Genomic DNA, 17,428 nt, shown 5'->3' with positions numbered 1-17,428 from the left:
TTACCAATTCAACTTTCTTAGAGAGTGAAGCATATCTTTGATGACTGGGTCCTGTTCAGCAAAATAGCTTACAGATAAATCATCAATGCTTTCTGATTGAACACCTGCATCATTTTCATATACGTCAAGCATTTTTTCCACTATAAGTTTTTCAGCAGGTCTTAAATTCTTTGGATCTAGATCATAGCCTAGCTTTTCCTCCAGGAGCTCTACCATACCCTCTCTTTTTTCTTCATCAGTCAAGACCATTAGCTATCACTTTCTTTCAATATTTTTATTGCCTCATCTTTGCGGACTGCTTTATCTTGACCGGGTAGCTGATACCAGCCACCACCAGTATGATATAATCCTAATGCTGCCGTAATACTTTTTTCTTCTTCTGTTTCTGCCTCTTCCTCTACATCAATAGTTTTCTTTTCAACCTCAGCCCTGGCCTCCTGACCGCCTTTTCTGCTTACAGCTTTCTTTTTCCGCTCCTGCTCCAGGAGATAGAAAGTAGTAGCCCCCATTAAATCACCTCCAATTAATAGACAAGGCCAGAGAAAGAACCCCGGCCTCATATTATTTTTAGATAGTATATATTACCCGTTGGTAACCAGCTTAACAACGCGGGTTTTTTTCTTATCATAGATACGGTCCCAGTTGGTTGCATTCTGAATCTCTGTATAAGTAGGCATTTCGCCAGATACAGCCCCTTCAGTCCACTTGAATCCGCGTGGATGAAGGATAAACTTCCTTCTGTGAATTAAAATATCCTGGCCTTTAAGACTATTCCTGTCACTTTCTACAGGTGTTTTTGGTTTCCCTTCATCATAGCCCACAGCACCCTGACCAAACAGATAAGATGTATACTTCTTTCCAGAGGTTGTTGCGTCAGCCACAGGCATATCATCATCAACAATTACAGTATGCCCCATATAAGTACCCCAACCAATATCAGCCTTAGAATCAGGAATGTAATCAATAAGGTCCTGTTTCTGTAGATTGGTATGTACAGCAGAATGCATTGCAATGGCAGTAAGCTTACCTTTTGCATCACCTAATAGCTGTTTACCATCAAGTATTACCGCACTATCAATATCAACAGCCCCGTTAGCATCTATATCATCTTTTGCTACATCATATACAAGGTCACTGTCATCATTAGTAACATTATCTGCAAATACACCATTGAGCTCGAATATCAGTATTTTTTGATACTCTCTGTCCCAATAAACAATAACTCTATCGCCAATAGCAGTCATTGGATCACTACCGGCTAACTCTGCAGCAAGATCTTCTGCAGACCAGGCATTACCAAATTCAAATACTCTAGCAACATCTTTCCCGGAATCAATCCTGTTAATATTCAGTGCTGTATCAGACTGTATAGCCTGAGCATCACCATCAAGGTCATTCCAAAAAGGCATATTTGCAGTATCCCCACCACTTGGAACTTTGATTCTTGGATCCTGTGAAACTATTCCACTCTTGAATAATGCAGATTTTTTTGGTGTTTCACTAATTACATATGGTACCCACACCTCGGGTTTAATAATATCTCCAACTAAAGTTACAGCCACTTAAATCATCTCCATTTCTTAAAATATTAATTAAAGACCATAATCGCTTGGATTACCGCCTGCTTTTTCAATCAGTTTTTTAGCCTTACCCGGATTTTCATCTAGTATTTCTGACTGTTTGGTCAGACTAACCTTTCCGGGCTCCCAGGGGTTTTCTTTATAGTCCTGGTCAAGTTTCCCGTCGCCTTCATCATGATCCTTGCCTTTCAAGCCAACTTCACCAAAGAGATAGTCCTCATCTTTTTGTAATTTCTCCAACTGGGCATCTAGACCAGTCAATTTCCCATCTTCCAGCTTAATTTCATCAGTATTGAGCAAGGCTTTTACTGCTTTAGGATTACGTGCTCCAGCTTCACGAATTGCCTTCTCCAGTTCAAAATCAAACTTTTGAGCAGCTAGCTGACTTTCATACTCTTCAGCAGTGGTCTTATTTTGCTCTTCAAGCTCCTGGATCCGCTGGTTTAATTCTTCGTTATCCCCAGCTTTCTTTTTGAGCTCTTCCAGTTGGTTATCTCTATCAGAAAGCATCTTTTTATACTCTCCCAGCTGTTCATTGACTTCATCAAAGCGGTGCTTGGCAATATAATTTTCTTCTTTGCCAATAATAAACCCATCTCCCAACTTTTCCTGAACCTGTTTTCCTAATTCTTCACCTAACAACTCTACAAATCTACTCATCTATATCATCCTTTCTGTTTACGCTTTTTTCCGTGGGTATCGTCCACGATAACAGTCCTGTTCTTTACCGCCTGCAGTACCGAAAAGGCGACATAAAAATAACACCCATTAAGGCGTTACATTTTTCCCGCATCTTTGACATTTCCCCAATCTATCAGAACACATTTCACAGATATTGCTAAAATAAGAATTCACATATTTTTCTTTTCCACATTTAAAACAAACAATTTTTTTAATTCCTCTTGCTATCGGTTCCTTTTTGCAATCGGCGCATAACACTCAATCACCTCCCTATACATATATTTAGGCATAAGAAAAACGCCCTTTTCAGGACGTTATAATTTATCACATTATTTATCTTTATATCTACTCAAAAGACAACATATCTTCATTTATTTCTTTCATATAAACTTCAAATTCTTCTTTGACTTTTTCTGGTGCTTCTTTTTTCAAATGCCAACCATCTTCATCAACTATTACCCATTTTTCAAACCAGTCTGGTTTTATTAAGGAAACCATTATTCTCTCATCCTCCTTTCAAGGACTTTCAATGTTTCTTTTGAAATATCTAGAGGATTTTCTGAAACAACAGCATCAGCTATAGCTTCAGCTAAAAACTCTCTATCAGAAGTTCTACTATATTCCCCAAGTTCTCTTAATTTCTTAGCAGTTTCTGATCCATATTGAGGCAATCCCATATTTTCTAATACTTCTTCTTTTATACTTTTGGCTATATTTCCAATTCCATGTAATAATTTCTGCGCTTCAACTCTTGATATAACTTGCATATCAGAATATCCATATTTATTCAACTGCATTTTATACTCCAAAATATGAGTCAATTCATGTACCATAGTCGATTGTTCGTTATGACCTGGATAATGGAAGTTGGAATCAAGATCCTTTCGCAACTGTTTCCAAAAAGTATCTGAATCCTTAAAGTAAACTTTAGATATTCTCAAATCAGGTTGCTTTAATCTTCCTGTTTTAGAATCCCAGCCAACAACAGTTTTACCATAATAACTTTTAGCCTTCATAGTTCTAATGTTTATATTAACATCATTCAACTGAGGAAATCTACCATACATTTTCTTAATAGCTTTATTATTTGCATTAGCCATTTCTGTACTGATATCTTTATAACTAACATTTAAATTATAATTATCTTGTGCCCATTTTTCTGCTTCTTTTACAGATTTTGCTTCTGGTATAATTATATCACTTTCTTCTTTATTTTCAAAGTCATCAGTATCATTATCAGTAATAACTATAGTTACCGAAATACATCTACAATGTATATCATCCTTAGCAGTCCCTAATTGTCCCGGGCTTGGCCCCTCTCCACCAGTCTTATCATTAACAAAATTTTCATCAATAGGTATAGCATTTTCCTTGCTATACTTTTCCCCCATATGATTATGAGAGCTTCTAACTCTTTCATCCTCAGAGGTAAGCCAGTATTTTCTTAAGTTTACACCCTGGTTAGCTGCATGTTCTAAACTGTCCATCTTGGATTTTTCCATTACACGGTGACTTTCAGTCCTGACAATCCTATGAGATTTAACTATATCCCCTTCTAAGCTGTCTTTCAGCCTCCTAGACATATCAGTATAGCTTTCACCCTTATATAAGCCCTGCCCTATAGTCTCCTGTATATCGGTTATAATTCTACTTCTACGGACTTTCAACCGATCATTAAGAGTTAATCCACTAACAGGATTCTGTAAGGCTTCGTTAATTACTTCCTGCTTGACTATACCTCGAATAGTCTTTCCTGCTGCCTGCCCTACAGCACCCCTGACTGATTCAAAGCTAGTCTTATATGTATCTTTTAATATCTTTCTTGTAATCTTTGAAGTCTGTACGTGCATAACCTTAATCGCAGCAGTAAGTTCTTTGTTGAATTGCTTTAATCTATCATACTTAACCATCTCTTCATAAGTTAATTCCCCTTCTGTGCCGTGTTTGTCATATGCTTTTCTAACTATAGTCCTCAATTCTTCCAGAGCATTGGCATATTCCTTGGCTATTCGCCTTGCCCCGGTATCGCTAATCTTGTCAATTTCAGCCTGTAACCTCTCAAATTCATCTGATAAATCTATATTAGCCATTTAGGTCACCTACTCTTCATCCGGTTCATTATTTGCGGAATCTAAGTCAACATAATCTTCTCTTTGAGTTTTAAGCCTGTTTAGTTCTTCAGCAGGATCATCAACCCATGGGTGATTAGAAACAGCGGTTTCATCAGAAATAATACCCTTAGACTTCTGAACAGAATCAATTTTTTCAGATTCATTGATGAGCATTGATTTATTGAATGTGATTTGAACTGCCTTATAATCGAATTCTTTCTTCTCAGCATATCTTAGGTATTCAGCTATGAACCAGAGGAATTTCCGGATGGCTCTCTTGAATTTGCGTTCTGTCTTATCTGCTTTCAAATCTAGAAGGGCATACATAAATTTTAAGGCCACACCGGTAGGATTATTTCCAAACTTGTCTGTTTTGGTATTAACGCCCTGGCCAAAGGTGTATATATTCTCTTCTGTACGGTTCAAGAACTCTTTCTTTGCCTCAACAGGTATATCTACCGTAATGGTCTTGGCATCTCCTTCACCATCCACTTTTAAAGCTTTAAAATATCTTAAATTATCGTTAAATTCTTGAAGACTTTGACCAGCATAATTTTTAAGTACCCAGACTGCATCCTGAATATCTTCTAAATTATTATCTAAGTCAGACATATTCCTGTCATAGCTGTCTACTAACTCTTTATACTGCCATAAGTCCCCTATCATTTCCTCATTGTTCTTAAAAGGGATAAACGGAACCTTGCCCCAGCTCTGAGGCTCTCCATTGTATTTAAAGTGGGGTTCTTCCTCTCCATCCTGCTCCAGTACTCCATTTTCACTCTCTAAATAATAAGTAACAGTATCTCGGGTCCAGTATTCAACCTTAATCCTGTCTTCTCCATTGACATTAAGGATATAGTATCTTAAACCAGCTGATAACTCTTTTTGCTTACTGGTCTCCCAGATAGGAATAAACTCCATAGCATCTATAACAACATAGTCAAAATCACCCTCTGTCCTAATATAAGGATGGAGCCATTCAACACCTTTGTTGGAGGCATTTTTTGTTAACTCCCAGATATCATCATCAAATTGTTCAGCTAAGAGGCCATTAACCTTTTCAACAAATTGTTCATCATAGGTAGGGTCCTCATCCTCTGTAGAATTCTCAGAGGCATTGAATGTTATTGGTTTTCCTACCAGGTAATTAGCTTTTTGGTCGACAAGTAACTTCTGCCAGTTATGAGGCAAACGGTTGTTAGCAGCAGTCTCATCTGTTTTTTCTTCTCCATCTTTCCAGTACTTAATTAACCTATCCCTAATATCATTTCTATTATGGTAATAGTCAACACCAGTCTGCATATGGCTTGTATCATGACTTTCTATTAAATCTTCTATAACCTCAGCCATAGTTGGTGTCCCATTGTTCTCTATCAGCATATTTGTGATATCGTTTTGGGTTAATTTCATTTTAAGCAAATCATCTATTAATTCATAAAGCATAATTTTACACCTCCTATTTTAAGAATGAAACGCCACTTAGACTCATAACATCTTCCAAACTATACCTAATAGCGTCTATAGAATGGTTGTCTTTATCTGGATATGCACTCTTAACTTCCCCATTCTTGTCAGTTTCCAGAGCATAATTAATAAATTCTTTAGCCGCTCTGGGGCATTTAACATTATCAATAATTATCTCTTCCACTTCACTGGATAGATACTTGATTCCATAATCTACTGAGTCAGGCCCTTTCTTGGCACCCTTAATCCTCATGCCATAACTCTTTAATTCAGCTATAGATTTAGGTTCAGCACTATCAGCAACAGTCATTATGCTCTTATGTTCTTTGACATTATTAAACAGCTTTCTATTGGAAATATTAATACCACTGTGCTCATAATAAACATAGAGCTTTTTCCTGGTCTTATCATAATGTATTTTTTCAAAACAGACAGGATCTGCAGCGTAACCAAAATCAAGCCCTTGATGTATTTTATCAAAAGCTTTAATTTCAACAATTTCTATTGGTCTTAATGTTACATTAGTAAAGATTTCAAGACCAGTACCTGTTTCTTCTCCCAAGTATTCATGTCTATAAGCATCAAAGTTAGTTTTCTTAAGGTGTTCAGCTTCAGCAATGAATACTTTTCCAAGCCATTCTTTAGGCACACTTCTATAATCAGAATGGTGTACTCTCCGGCCATCTTTTGGTACCTTTGCCTCCTGGTTAACCCAGGACCTTCCGGACTTTGGAGGATTATAAGTATAAAATACTACAAAATAATCTCCACCACGCATAAGAGATTGGTTTATAATTCGTAATTCTTCCATACCATAAAATTCATCTAACTCTTCATACCAAACATATTTTATATATCCCTTTTTAACTTTGATTGATTTTATTTTCTTTGGCTTATCAGCACCTCGAAATAAAATCTTTTGGCCGGTTGGTACATATGTTAACTCCAGTTTTGATTTAGGAATATCCCAAAGATGAGAAACATTAAGCTTTTCTATAGCCCAAGCCAGCTGTTCAAACACTGATTCATGAAGCGTATCTTTTACCTTCCTGAGTGCTACTGCATTTGTATGCTGACCATTATCAGCGTCCCTCATCATACCAAGGATTATTTCTAACGCGGCAAATGATGATTTAGTGCTACCCCGGCCACCCTTAAGCCAGTATTCGCTGTGTCTATTTTTCTTTATATCAACATGTAACGAATAAAAACTTGGAGCTAATAATTCTGATAGTCTAGTCTTCATCTATATCATCTTCTATATCATCAATAATAGTAACCTTAATATCCTTCTTATCATGTTTATCGGCTTTTAATTTAGCTATAGCCAGCTTCTCTTCTTCAATTTTCCTTTTCCATTTATCAGGTATAAGGTCAAAGTACTTTTCAAGCTTCTCAAGAGCCCATTTCTTATCCTCCAGTTTAATACTTACTCCATCTCTGCCCTGCTTTACCTGACTAATTATGGTACCATCTATTTTCTCGCTTGGCTTTAAGTCAACATAATTTAGTGTCTGCATTACAGGTTTCTTGTTATCACCTTTACCTTCATATACCGGACCATACTGCCCTATTACCTGGGTTTTTCTTTGTCCAAACTCAACAAAGTCTGTAATGTCAGCAAAGGCTATTTCAACATATTTTCTTAATACATCCATTGCATCCAGGAAGAGCTCGCCAGCCATATTACTCTTTAGCCTGCGAATTTCTTTCTTAATTGAAGTTTTTTGAAGGAGTTGATATCCAATCTGTCCAGCTGTATCTGGGGAATAACCAGCTTTTATTGCTGCCATAGTAGCATTGAATATTTTTACATAGTATAAACAAAAAAGACGCTGTTTCTCAGTGAGATTAGCATCTTGTATATTTGACTCTTCAGCTATTTTCACATGCTTAGGAGTCTTATCCTTTTTCTTTTTCGCAACGTTGCGCTTGTTTTCTTTTTTCTGCAACGTTGCATTATCATCATTATTAAGTTTATCATCCCATTTATAACGATATTTCCAACTCCGAACCGTACCAGGGGCTACTCCTATTTTTTCGGCTATATCCTTGAGTATGGCTTTGCCATTGCTTTCAAGGTATATTTTTTCAGCTTTTATACTATTAGGGCTTCTTGACCTGGGCACCATCACCACCTCAATTTTAATCTAATTCTAATTTCATTTTAACCATAATTTAATCTTAGTGCTGTATACTATAAGTAACCCGGTAAGGGATTACATAGAATTTTTCATTATCCTCCTTTAAATTAGCCAACCATTAGGTTGGCTTTTTTTATCTTTATACTTAAGATATTTATAAATAATTTTAGCAACAGCATTTGCTATAAAATAATCAAATTTTCTCAGTATTTCACTACTATAATAAATCTTATCATAATTAGGGGGATATACTTTTATTTTTTTCTTACTTCTATTTTCTATTACTAAGTTTATATCATCTATTTTTAATTTAAACAAATAACACAATTTACTATCATTATTTCTAATAAAGTCTATTTCATATCTCGCAGTTTCTTGTTCTATATCAGAGTTAAAATATTCATCATATGTCTGATATGATTTGTTTTTTACTTTTGAATGATTAAAACCATGATACAGTTCATGTATTAAGACAGAAAAGAAGTATGTTATAAATAAATACTGTGTATTTGTTTTTTGTCTAATATTATATGCAAGAATAATAATACATTCATTTTTTTGTGAATAAAAACCTTCTAAATTTTTTAATGAAGATAAATAATTCTTTTTGTTAATAACCCTATTAAATGGATTAAAAAACGCCCATAATAGGTTTAATGGAGTATCATATATAATAATCTTTTTATTTTTCTTTATTACCCTTTCATCAACTAACTCTAAAAAATCTTTAATATTCTTTTTTTTAGGATAACTACATTTATTATGAATAATTATATTTTTGTATTTAAATTTACTCATAAATATATACATCTCCTTCCACACCTTTAATTTTACTCCAAAAATATTTTCTCTGCAAATAAAATACCCGCCTCTGTTCCATTCCAGAAGCGGGTAAGTATGAAAGGAGGATTCACATCTACTTCTATTAATGATAGTATACTACACATTTACCCCTATTTTGTGCCAACTTTGTGCCATTTTTATATTTATAAGCGATTTTTTAACACAATCCCATCTCTTCAGCAGTAATATACACTATTTCATCTCTCCATCTGTAATAGGTCCTTCTACTAATGTTTATTTCAATAGTAATCTGCTGCCAGGACATTCCCTTTTGATATTTCAAACGGAATAACTCCTTCTTCTCATCATCTAATCTTTTCTTTGCCCGGCCAATAGCTTCAATAGTTCTTTTCATCCTGTAAGCTATCTTATTAGTGATAAGATCAATGCCGCAATCTTCAGTGGAAGAACCCCAGGGGTAGGATCTGTTTGAGCTGTATCGATCATAAGGCAATAGGTTTCCGGAAGACTTTGTTTCAATATCATCATGATTAATCTCCTTTAGATCTTTGATGGTTTCCTGGTAGTTATACAGTTCATGTTCAACAAATCGAAATACTGAATTGTCTAATCCTGCTTTAATAGTCATAATGCTACACCCTTCCTTTCTTCCATGAGGCACTTTATTTCCCGAAACTCCGGCAGCTCGTCCTCCTCAGGAGAAATATAACCTACTCCTATTACTGCCTCTATAGAAAATATTGTCAGCAATGTCTCATATATAACCGGCTGATTATATCTAATTATTTCAGCTATTATCACCTTCCTCACCCTCCTCTTCCCTTTGTAAAATCAATCGCTAGTTTCCCCATCTTTCTATTATCATAATGCTTAGGATTTTCTATATAGTAACTGCATAAAACAAATCCATCATAATTGCATTGATAATATTCGCAAATAGGGCATTCTTCATTATCGGATGGTAACCATTTCTTTGTCTTAGGACATTTCACCATGATTCCCTCCATTTTCATCCTCCTTAATTTTTGCCTCCCAACAATCTTTGCATGAATATTGATGATTACCATTATCGCATTCTTCAGCATTAGTCATACCATAATCTTCAGGACATTTTTCGCAATACATATAATTTTCACCTTGAAATTTTTCTCTACTTTCTTTTATTTTTTGAATTGCAATATCAAGCTTCCTCATAAGCTACCCCTCCCTCTCCTCACAATCATCACAAAGCCATTTCCCGCCTTCCAGTAACACACGCCTGTTACATTTATAGCACCAGGGTACCGAAATTGACATTTTCTTATATCCGAATTTTCCTATCTTGCAATGAGTCTGATTAGACCGACACCAAAGGCAATAATCATATCCTTCAGTGACATTCAACGTACATCCTGGTGTTTTACATTGATGGTCCATTATTCCTCCTTAAAATTAATCTCCGGATACTTCTTCAATAACATCTTCTTTTTAATCCTATACACCTTAGTCTTATGCCCTTTCGTGTCAACTATCTCTTCTTTCTCGTCTGGGTATTTAACTCGAAAATCAGCCCTATACTTAATCGGGTGATGCCATTTCCCAGATGAGTCCCGGAACCCTTCCTGGAGAATGAATTCCGGTTGCAACTCAAAATCTTTTATCTCTCCTACTCTCTTCTGTATTTTAAGCTCGCAGTAATAGTTAGCCTCTTTCTGACTATCAAAAGTAATCCCGTCAACTACAGGTTTCATGTTCTTGAATTTCCGGGCCTGCCTTTCAAGTTCCTCAGGTATATCAATTCCCATCTTTTTAGCCTGGGCTATACTAATCCGTGTCATGTTATCGCCTCGAATTCCATGATTCTTCTACCTATCCATTCAGCCATTTGAGGAATAACAGCATTTCCTAGAGCTTTCAATCTATCTCTGTCCACCCTGTCGGATACCCTTTCAGATACTCTACAAAATCTGGTTTTGGATAAATCGGATCTGTCACATTCTCCCTGATGTGTTCCCTGAAATTCCCCTTTTTTCTGCCATGCCTCCGTGTCCTTTTTCTTTTCGCCCCTTTTGCGTCGCTTGCCATCGGCCTTTGCAACAATCCAGATGTGCCGTTCCATCGTTGATAATCCAAATGTGTCAGCCGCAAAATCAAATATCGCTGGTTTTTCGTAGCCGATAGTTTCCAGACTGGCACAGATTGCATTGATTGTATTCCCTCCGTCAATACTGAAGATTCCCCCAACATTTTCAGCAATAACCCACTCGGGGCTAATATTTTCAATGATTCTAAGCATCTCCGGCCAGAGATAGCGGCCATCTTTTTCGCCTTCTCTTTTCCCTGCAAGACTGAATGGCTGACACGGGAATCCTCCCGCAATAAGCTCAACTGCTCCAAGCTCATCACCTCTCACTTCGTATATATCTCCGTATTTTGGTATATCGGGCCAATGTTTTTGTAGTACCTTCTGACAAAACTCATCCTTTTCAATTTGCCAAATACATTTCATTCCAGCCCGTTCAAGCCCTAAATCTATTCCTCCAATTCCAGCAAAAAGGCTGCCAAATTCCATATTTTCACCTCAAAATAATTTCATTTGTACTTTTCTTACAGGAATTTCCTCATCTTCTAAGAAAATTACAAAGTTACTGACATTATCTTTTCGCCATCTATAGCCAGTTATATCCTGCAATATCTCAATCACCAACCGGCTATCATCTTCTGATATTCTTCTTTTCCCGTCCTTGTTCACGAATGCTACAGCTTGCAGGGAATTGGGATTAATACCAGGCCAATAATTCACTATAACATCTTTCTCCAATTCAAAACCTGGTGGCAATTTTGAATCAATGTCTTTTTTTCTCAATAAGACATCTTTCATGCTTAAGCCCCCTTATATATAACCGGCTTCACATGATATTTCTTTCAAAACTCACCTGCAGAGGCATGTTTTCAAAGTTATACAGGTGCTTAAGCACGTCCCTTTTGTGCTCGTCATCTATTTCCAGTGTAATTTTCATGCCCTTCTTCAGGGTTCTGGTCGTATCTATCTGGCAAGGAAACTGCATTTATTTCACCTCCGGCCATTCCTGAATTTTTCCTTATCTGTGTCTATTTCTATTTCTTTTGCACCATAAGTAGCATATTCCATAACTGCCTGGTGTAACGCTTCATAAGCCTGCTCTTTTGTCTCATAATCATCCAGAAAAACTTGACACCCTTCTCCGTTGAAACTACAATCTGTTACAATTAATGCTTTTCGTTTCATGACTCATTACCCCCTTTAACTTCGTTCAGTCTAAAACGGTACATCAAAATTATCATCATCATATCCAGCAGATTGGCCATTGCCTTTCTTGCTGTCTTTAGGCCAATCCAGAAAGCGTACTTCATTGGCTATGACCTGGGGATTTGTATATGTCCGACCGTCCTTTTCACTTTTGCTTATTTGCAAGGAGCCTTCTACAGCAACCAGTCTACCCTTGCCCAGATGATGAGAAACTGTCTCAGCCAATTTCCTCCAGGTAACTATCCGGACTAGACATTTGTAGGACTTCTCTAATATCGTCAATGATTAATTTGGTACTTCTATCTTTCATTGATTCCCTTCCCTTCAGCTTTATTGATAATATCATCTATTTTCAAAAATAAGTTTTCTTCTTTCGATAAAACTGCATCTGGTAGCCAATATATACAAACTTTTTCTAATTCTTCCAATGCTTCTAATAATTCAGGTGCTGCTGATATTAGCTGGGCATTAGCATGCTTATCAGAATGATTACGATGCACTTTAGCAATCGGGTGATATCTATCTTCCAGATTCGTGCAATTAGGAGCCACAATAATTATATCTGCTTTTTCTGAAGCGGCTCCCGGTATCCATGGCCCCGGTGTATGTTTCATTTGCCTATCATCCTCCTTTCTGTTATAATCTTAGTAGAATATTTAGTTGACCGCTCTGCTGGTAGGACAGCAGAGCTTTTCATCTTGAACTGCTTTTCTTTCTTACTCCAATATATCTGCTTTGTAACAAGCCCATGCACTACACAACCACCAACTATCAAAATGAATAATAATCCTGTGCCTATCCCGTTATCCATTGTTTTTCTCCTCCTCGTTTTCACAGTTTCTTGTTTGGCCCTCGTAAAAATCGCCAAAAGCCCAGTGCAATTCTTCCATATATGCCTGTTCGTCAGCTTCGCAAACAGGGCATAATCCCTCATAATTTGGTAATCCACAATTAGGGCAACTCATAATCTCCCTCCTTTCAATCAGTAACTAACTCTGGATTCTCGTATATATTGCCAATAATTTCAACGCCTTCATCTTCTGGGTGTTCTAATTGGTATTCAAAAGGATTATCGTATACTGCTCTAACCCTATTCCCTTCATATATCTCCTGCCCATTCTCATCTTTTAATCCGGTATATTGCCCTACTGTTTCGGGTATAACTTCGTTTTGAGAAGTATCGATATAAACTTTTCCATCTCTGCCATGTATCAAATCACCATATACCCAATGACCTAATTCTTTATGTTTGCCCCGAAACTTAATTTCTCTCATAATCTTCCTCCTTCATCTTCTTAGTCAGTAACAGCTACCTTAGCCAGCTCTGCTCTATCCCTTTCCTCTATCTGCCTCACAGTTTCCTTGACTATCCGTTCTATTTCATGCCTGGGCAAATTGCTATCTCTATCCAGCTTATCCACGATATTATTGATTTTTTTCATAGTTTTTCTCCTTTCTATAATCTGCTGATATTCCTCAAATTCTTCATGAGTCATATCGTTTTCAAATATGTCATTAATTGGATTGTAAACTAGGTCATCACCATATCTTTCATAGTCGTGTATGTTCATTATTTCCCCTTCCTTTTTTCAGAGCTATGTTTATAGCCGCCCTTTATCATATGGGATTTAATATCCAAAATTAGCTCAGCTAATGGCTCACGTAACTCTGTGCATATGTAATGAGCCTGCTTTTTCTTTTCCTCAATTGACTTTCTAGACAAGTAACACACCTCCGTCAGCGGTAGCCTTTTGACCTATAGTACTCCTCCTGCTCTTCAGGAGTCATGTTTTTGTCGAAATTGATAACGTTGGTCTTCCCTGGACTGGATTTGTTTTTCGCTGTTAATTGGTTTAGATAGCTCTCAAACTTAGTGCCAAAAAGTGTAACCGGCCTGAGATACTTAGCATTTTCATCATTGAGCCATTCTGTACTTTTTTTATCTATCACAGTCTTGAAAGCTTCAAGTTTGAACCCTTCATTCCACCTAGCTCGAATTAATTCCTGAGTTTTCTTAGTGCTGTTCCGGTATTGGGTTCCGCATTTCTGATTAAGGTAATCCACTATTTCAGCATAAGGTATTTTTTCAGATGCACTGTCCTGCTCTTTTTTTGCAGGACTATATATATTATCTTTTTCTAATTCTATATTCTTATTCTCTTTCTTATTCTTATTGGTTGGGCTATGGTACCCGTACGGTTTCCTTACGGTATCCTTATGGTTTTCTTGTGGTTCCTCTAGGGCTTCTTTATGGTCACCGTTACCTTTATATAAGGCTTCATCAACATTTCCTACGGTTTGTATTCCTTCATATTCACCAGGCATTATTTCATAATTAATAATATAACCACCTGACTGATAAGGTTTTGGATTAGGTATATATTCAATCCATTTAGGAAGAGGCAATTCTGGTTTTCCTGGACTTCTTAATGATTGGTGCTTATGAAAGTTTTTTATATAATAGTAGTCTTTTTTTTGAAAACTATAGGGTATAAGTTTTCCTAACTCTTTGAGTATATTAGTCCAATTTTCTATTTCATCTATATCAATGTTATCTAGCGGAAAAAGAATCATCTTGTAAGCAACTGGATCTGCCTCTATTACTCCTGAATCTTCTGCCAGCTGCCACAATCCCTGGTACATCATCCTACCCATTGCAGGGAGTTTTCGAGCCAATTCTGTATCTGTCCAAAAATCTGCTTTCACCAATCTATTTCTTAGTTGCATCTATATTCCTCCTGATATCAGGTGTTATCCCTTTTTTAAGTGGCCAGGGGCAGGATTCGAACCTGCAATAGAGCACTAGTAACTCTATTTTTGACATCTTATAGTCAACTATGTATCCCCGAACCTTAGTATTTTTCAACTAAGTCGTAATGGAGCCTCAATAAGGTAGCCATGTCTGCCTATTCCGCCACCCTGGCCATATATCCTACCCTGGTTTTCCTTGACTCCAGGGCAGGTTGTCAACTTAAAACGGCACTTCAAATTCAACTAACGGATCATCTTCTTCATCCGGCGGTTCTGCATTTGCCTCATGTGCATTCTGGAGTGTTTGAACCAGTTGTTTATAGGCCGCCTTATCTAAGTCGTTTATAGATACTTTCTTATTTGTGTTATTTATCCCAGGGAAATTGTATTCTAAACAATCTATTACTATTTGTTTATACCCTTTATCACCTGCAACCAACTCTGCTATTTCTTTTTCTCTCTCTGTTAATTCTCTTAATTTTTCATTTCCTTGGTCAGCCGGAGTTATATCTATAGGACCATTTGAATCATTAGGTTCACTTTGTACATCCATCTCTTCTTTGCTGACTAATCCAGAAACAGTAAAAGCCCTTTTTAAAGCCATTGATTCTGCGACCTTTAATATCATAGCACTGGGATAATTATTCCAGATTTTGGCATTACCTTTGTATTCATTAAATGGGGCAAAGACGTATATTGGATATTTTCTATCTTTTCTGTATACCAAAGCATATGCTCCAATAATCTGTCCTCTATCTGAACTATATTCATGCTCTACTCCGTCCATTGTCCGTTTAAATACATCATTTTTCCGTACTACATCCGAAGATAGTCCATCATATTCCGGGTGTCTATCCGCTATTTTTAAATAACCATCCCTACTAGTCATAATAGTAGGCTCAACATCTTTAGGGTTTTGACCTTTTTTAGCATACTTGATAAACCATATTTCTTTATTAAAAGGGTCTAACTGGTATGTCTGAGCCAGGTGCATAAACATCCTGAATTCATCATCAGTAGCATTTTTGGCCACAGTACGGCGAATAGTTTCTAGTTCTTTTTGGTTAAAACTTAATACCTGCTGTTGATTAGGCACTGCTTGTAATTGCTGTTCATTAGCAGCCACGATTAAGGCCCCCTTTCCTCATAATGTCTCTCCTATATTGACCAGCCAGACTGTTTCTCTGAGGAGAATCTACAGCCCGCCTTTCATAATCTCTACACCATTCTTGCCTATTATGCTCCTCACACCTACGGCAGATGGTGCCATTGGTTTCAACACCACATACTCTACATGTTCCCATTTTTATGCCTCCTTAGTGGAATACAGTAACCTTAATTCTCTGTTCTTCAAGGCCAATTTCGTACCAGTCAACACTTTTACTACTAATACTAGTGATTGCAACACCAAAATCACGCGAAAATCCTTCTGCTATAAGCTTGGCTTTCTCTTCATCTCCAAACATATAGATATCTATTTGTGTGCTGGTACTATATTTTTTATCTATAGCTTTCTTCAACTTTTCTACCTGCTCTTTAATAGAATCCTGTCTGAAAATCTTTTTCAATTTATCAAACATCATTTTCCTCCTTCTTAGGGCTCCATCTAGAAGGGTACCAATCGCATTCTAACCAATCATCTTTAGCCCCTATTAACCATTTACATCTATCAAACCAGCGGCAATCTTTACACTTCCTTTTGCCAGTCATCAAACCTTCCCCCTTCAATTTTCTGGTCCAGTATGTTATACTGGGATTAGGATATTTTTCTAGTCGACTCAGCTGTGCCATCAGTTGAGTCTTTTTTATTTCTATCCATCATATCAGCGATTGTCTTCCTGCATAGTCCAAAGTAAGACTCTTCCCCATTAATTCGCTTATACACATACTTAGGATATTTCATGCCACTACCCCCTTAGTGCTAGCATATGAACCAATTCCACCGCCATCATATAGCCTGAAATACAATTCAGCATCTTTCTCTTTCATGCAATCCAGTGGGTCCTTCCCACAAGTCTCCGGGTCCTCACAGCAGTCATTACAGAAAGTGTTTTTCCTATTTTCTTTCATGAAGCCGCCTCAACCATATAGCCTTTTTCTATCATTCTTTTCTTGCTTATTTTTTCTAGTTCAGCAAGGCTAATATCATACTGTTCTGATAGAGTCATTAACACAAGGTCTATACATGCATTTGCATCCTGTAGGTTAGCCATTGTCTCATTTAGCATCTTATCTTTCTCCCTTTCGGTCAAATCATCAGGTCGTAATTTATTCAACAAGTTAAGACTCTCTAATTCTTGAACAGCCTCTTTTAACTCTTTAATGGCCGTCTGCTGAATTGCTAGCGGATGATAATCTAAGTTATTAAGATACATACATGGTATTGCCCCGCCCAGTATTTCCAGTCTTAATTTTGGGCTCCTCAAAGCCTCTACAATTTCCTCAAGTAAATCATGAGTAGCAACCTGTGTATTTGTTTCAATCCTTGAAATAGTAGACCTATCAATATGTAATATCCTAGCCAGCTGTTCCTGACTCAAACCACGCCTCTCCCTCTCCTGCCTAATCAGCATTCCAACATTTGTCACAACACTCAACCCCTTTTCTTATTTTTGTCTCAAAATT

Annotated in this window: 32 protein-coding genes; all 32 read right to left on the bottom strand. The window is 36.9% G+C overall.

Annotation, left to right across the window (positions count from 1 at the left end):
• Complete coding sequence (locus GM661_RS00515; RefSeq protein WP_230868274.1) at window positions 1-249, bottom strand: hypothetical protein; 249 nt, start codon at window positions 247-249, stop codon at window positions 1-3.
• On the bottom strand, window positions 249-509 hold the full coding sequence (locus tag GM661_RS00510; RefSeq protein ID WP_230868273.1) for a hypothetical protein: 261 nt from the start codon (window positions 507-509) through the stop codon (window positions 249-251). The genes GM661_RS00515 and GM661_RS00510 overlap by 1 nt, the downstream gene beginning before the upstream one ends.
• 72 nt (window positions 510-581) lie before the next feature.
• On the bottom strand, window positions 582-1,562 hold the full coding sequence (locus GM661_RS00505) for a major capsid protein (RefSeq protein WP_230868272.1): 981 nt from the start codon (window positions 1,560-1,562) through the stop codon (window positions 582-584).
• Window positions 1,563-1,592: 30 nt separating this feature from the next.
• Window positions 1,593-2,240, bottom strand: coding sequence for a phage scaffolding protein (locus GM661_RS00500; RefSeq protein ID WP_230868271.1), 648 nt, complete (start codon window positions 2,238-2,240; stop codon window positions 1,593-1,595).
• Window positions 2,241-2,606: 366 nt separating this feature from the next.
• Window positions 2,607-2,759 (bottom strand): hypothetical protein, encoded by a 153-nt coding sequence (locus tag GM661_RS00495; RefSeq protein ID WP_230868270.1) that lies wholly within the window; start codon window positions 2,757-2,759, stop codon window positions 2,607-2,609.
• Window positions 2,759-4,351, bottom strand: coding sequence for a phage minor head protein (locus tag GM661_RS00490; RefSeq protein WP_230868269.1), 1,593 nt, complete (start codon window positions 4,349-4,351; stop codon window positions 2,759-2,761). Before GM661_RS00490 ends, GM661_RS00495 begins: the two co-directional genes overlap by 1 nt.
• 9 nt (window positions 4,352-4,360) lie before the next feature.
• On the bottom strand, window positions 4,361-5,815 hold the full coding sequence (locus tag GM661_RS00485; protein ID WP_230868268.1) for a phage portal protein: 1,455 nt from the start codon (window positions 5,813-5,815) through the stop codon (window positions 4,361-4,363).
• 13 nt (window positions 5,816-5,828) lie between these two features.
• Complete coding sequence (locus GM661_RS00480; protein ID WP_230868267.1) at window positions 5,829-7,082, bottom strand: PBSX family phage terminase large subunit; 1,254 nt, start codon at window positions 7,080-7,082, stop codon at window positions 5,829-5,831.
• Entirely contained in the window at window positions 7,072-7,965 is an 894-nt protein-coding gene (locus GM661_RS00475; RefSeq protein ID WP_230868266.1) for a terminase small subunit, read from the bottom strand. Before GM661_RS00475 ends, GM661_RS00480 begins: the two co-directional genes overlap by 11 nt.
• Before the next feature lie 117 nt (window positions 7,966-8,082).
• Window positions 8,083-8,778 (bottom strand): hypothetical protein, encoded by a 696-nt coding sequence (locus GM661_RS00470; protein WP_230868265.1) that lies wholly within the window; start codon window positions 8,776-8,778, stop codon window positions 8,083-8,085.
• 202 nt (window positions 8,779-8,980) lie between these two features.
• Window positions 8,981-9,412: a helix-turn-helix domain-containing protein gene (locus GM661_RS00465; protein WP_230868264.1), complete on the bottom strand. Its 432-nt coding sequence runs from the start codon at window positions 9,410-9,412 to the stop codon at window positions 8,981-8,983.
• Window positions 9,409-9,585, bottom strand: a complete 177-nt coding sequence (locus GM661_RS00460; protein ID WP_230868263.1) for a hypothetical protein — start codon at window positions 9,583-9,585, stop codon at window positions 9,409-9,411. The genes GM661_RS00465 and GM661_RS00460 overlap by 4 nt, the downstream gene beginning before the upstream one ends.
• 5 nt (window positions 9,586-9,590) lie before the next feature.
• Window positions 9,591-9,776, bottom strand: coding sequence for a hypothetical protein (locus tag GM661_RS00455; RefSeq protein ID WP_230868262.1), 186 nt, complete (start codon window positions 9,774-9,776; stop codon window positions 9,591-9,593).
• Complete coding sequence (locus GM661_RS00450) at window positions 9,763-9,978, bottom strand: hypothetical protein (protein WP_230868261.1); 216 nt, start codon at window positions 9,976-9,978, stop codon at window positions 9,763-9,765. The genes GM661_RS00455 and GM661_RS00450 overlap by 14 nt, the downstream gene beginning before the upstream one ends.
• A 221-nt stretch (window positions 9,979-10,199) precedes the next feature.
• Window positions 10,200-10,601 (bottom strand): DUF1064 domain-containing protein, encoded by a 402-nt coding sequence (locus GM661_RS00445; protein WP_230868260.1) that lies wholly within the window; start codon window positions 10,599-10,601, stop codon window positions 10,200-10,202.
• The gene (locus GM661_RS00440; RefSeq protein WP_230868259.1) at window positions 10,598-11,335 is read right to left on the bottom strand and encodes a DNA cytosine methyltransferase; all 738 of its coding nucleotides are present in this window, start codon (window positions 11,333-11,335) and stop codon (window positions 10,598-10,600) included. The genes GM661_RS00445 and GM661_RS00440 overlap by 4 nt, the downstream gene beginning before the upstream one ends.
• A gap of 9 nt (window positions 11,336-11,344) precedes the next feature.
• Window positions 11,345-11,644, bottom strand: coding sequence for a hypothetical protein (locus GM661_RS00435; RefSeq protein ID WP_230868258.1), 300 nt, complete (start codon window positions 11,642-11,644; stop codon window positions 11,345-11,347).
• A gap of 192 nt (window positions 11,645-11,836) precedes the next feature.
• On the bottom strand, window positions 11,837-12,031 hold the full coding sequence (locus tag GM661_RS00430) for a hypothetical protein (protein ID WP_230868257.1): 195 nt from the start codon (window positions 12,029-12,031) through the stop codon (window positions 11,837-11,839).
• Window positions 12,032-12,061: 30 nt separating this feature from the next.
• Window positions 12,062-12,277 (bottom strand): single-stranded DNA-binding protein, encoded by a 216-nt coding sequence (locus GM661_RS00425; RefSeq protein ID WP_230868256.1) that lies wholly within the window; start codon window positions 12,275-12,277, stop codon window positions 12,062-12,064.
• 74 nt (window positions 12,278-12,351) lie between these two features.
• Complete coding sequence (locus GM661_RS00420) at window positions 12,352-12,666, bottom strand: hypothetical protein (protein ID WP_230868255.1); 315 nt, start codon at window positions 12,664-12,666, stop codon at window positions 12,352-12,354.
• The gene (locus GM661_RS00415) at window positions 12,663-12,863 is read right to left on the bottom strand and encodes a hypothetical protein (protein ID WP_230868254.1); all 201 of its coding nucleotides are present in this window, start codon (window positions 12,861-12,863) and stop codon (window positions 12,663-12,665) included. Before GM661_RS00415 ends, GM661_RS00420 begins: the two co-directional genes overlap by 4 nt.
• Window positions 12,856-13,017, bottom strand: coding sequence for a hypothetical protein (locus GM661_RS00410; protein WP_230868253.1), 162 nt, complete (start codon window positions 13,015-13,017; stop codon window positions 12,856-12,858). The genes GM661_RS00415 and GM661_RS00410 overlap by 8 nt, the downstream gene beginning before the upstream one ends.
• A 13-nt stretch (window positions 13,018-13,030) precedes the next feature.
• The gene (locus GM661_RS00405; RefSeq protein ID WP_230868252.1) at window positions 13,031-13,327 is read right to left on the bottom strand and encodes a YopX family protein; all 297 of its coding nucleotides are present in this window, start codon (window positions 13,325-13,327) and stop codon (window positions 13,031-13,033) included.
• A 20-nt stretch (window positions 13,328-13,347) separates the two neighbouring features.
• Window positions 13,348-13,623 (bottom strand): hypothetical protein, encoded by a 276-nt coding sequence (locus GM661_RS00400; protein WP_230868251.1) that lies wholly within the window; start codon window positions 13,621-13,623, stop codon window positions 13,348-13,350.
• 166 nt (window positions 13,624-13,789) lie between these two features.
• Window positions 13,790-14,779: a conserved phage C-terminal domain-containing protein gene (locus GM661_RS00395; protein ID WP_230868250.1), complete on the bottom strand. Its 990-nt coding sequence runs from the start codon at window positions 14,777-14,779 to the stop codon at window positions 13,790-13,792.
• A gap of 244 nt (window positions 14,780-15,023) precedes the next feature.
• Complete coding sequence (bet, locus tag GM661_RS00390; RefSeq protein ID WP_230868249.1) at window positions 15,024-15,929, bottom strand: phage recombination protein Bet; 906 nt, start codon at window positions 15,927-15,929, stop codon at window positions 15,024-15,026.
• On the bottom strand, window positions 15,919-16,107 hold the full coding sequence (locus GM661_RS00385) for a hypothetical protein (protein WP_230868248.1): 189 nt from the start codon (window positions 16,105-16,107) through the stop codon (window positions 15,919-15,921). The genes bet and GM661_RS00385 overlap by 11 nt, the downstream gene beginning before the upstream one ends.
• Window positions 16,108-16,119: 12 nt before the next feature.
• Entirely contained in the window at window positions 16,120-16,383 is a 264-nt protein-coding gene (locus GM661_RS00380; protein WP_230868247.1) for a hypothetical protein, read from the bottom strand.
• Window positions 16,376-16,513 (bottom strand): hypothetical protein, encoded by a 138-nt coding sequence (locus tag GM661_RS00375; protein ID WP_230868246.1) that lies wholly within the window; start codon window positions 16,511-16,513, stop codon window positions 16,376-16,378. The genes GM661_RS00380 and GM661_RS00375 overlap by 8 nt, the downstream gene beginning before the upstream one ends.
• A 46-nt stretch (window positions 16,514-16,559) precedes the next feature.
• The gene (locus tag GM661_RS00370) at window positions 16,560-16,706 is read right to left on the bottom strand and encodes a hypothetical protein (protein ID WP_230868245.1); all 147 of its coding nucleotides are present in this window, start codon (window positions 16,704-16,706) and stop codon (window positions 16,560-16,562) included.
• Window positions 16,703-16,873, bottom strand: coding sequence for a hypothetical protein (locus GM661_RS00365; protein WP_230868244.1), 171 nt, complete (start codon window positions 16,871-16,873; stop codon window positions 16,703-16,705). Before GM661_RS00365 ends, GM661_RS00370 begins: the two co-directional genes overlap by 4 nt.
• Window positions 16,870-17,391 carry a helix-turn-helix domain-containing protein gene (locus GM661_RS00360; RefSeq protein WP_230868243.1) on the bottom strand — a complete coding sequence of 174 codons (522 nt, stop codon included), beginning with the start codon at window positions 17,389-17,391 and terminating at the stop codon, window positions 16,870-16,872. The genes GM661_RS00365 and GM661_RS00360 overlap by 4 nt, the downstream gene beginning before the upstream one ends.
• Window positions 17,392-17,428: the final 37 nt, after the last annotated feature.

Source organism: Iocasia fonsfrigidae, assembly GCF_017751145.1.
Lineage (GTDB): Bacteria > Bacillota > Halanaerobiia > Halanaerobiales > DTU029 > Iocasia > Iocasia fonsfrigidae.
Note: the sequence above shows the minus strand (reverse complement) of the source record. Positions and strands in the feature narration are given on the sequence as shown.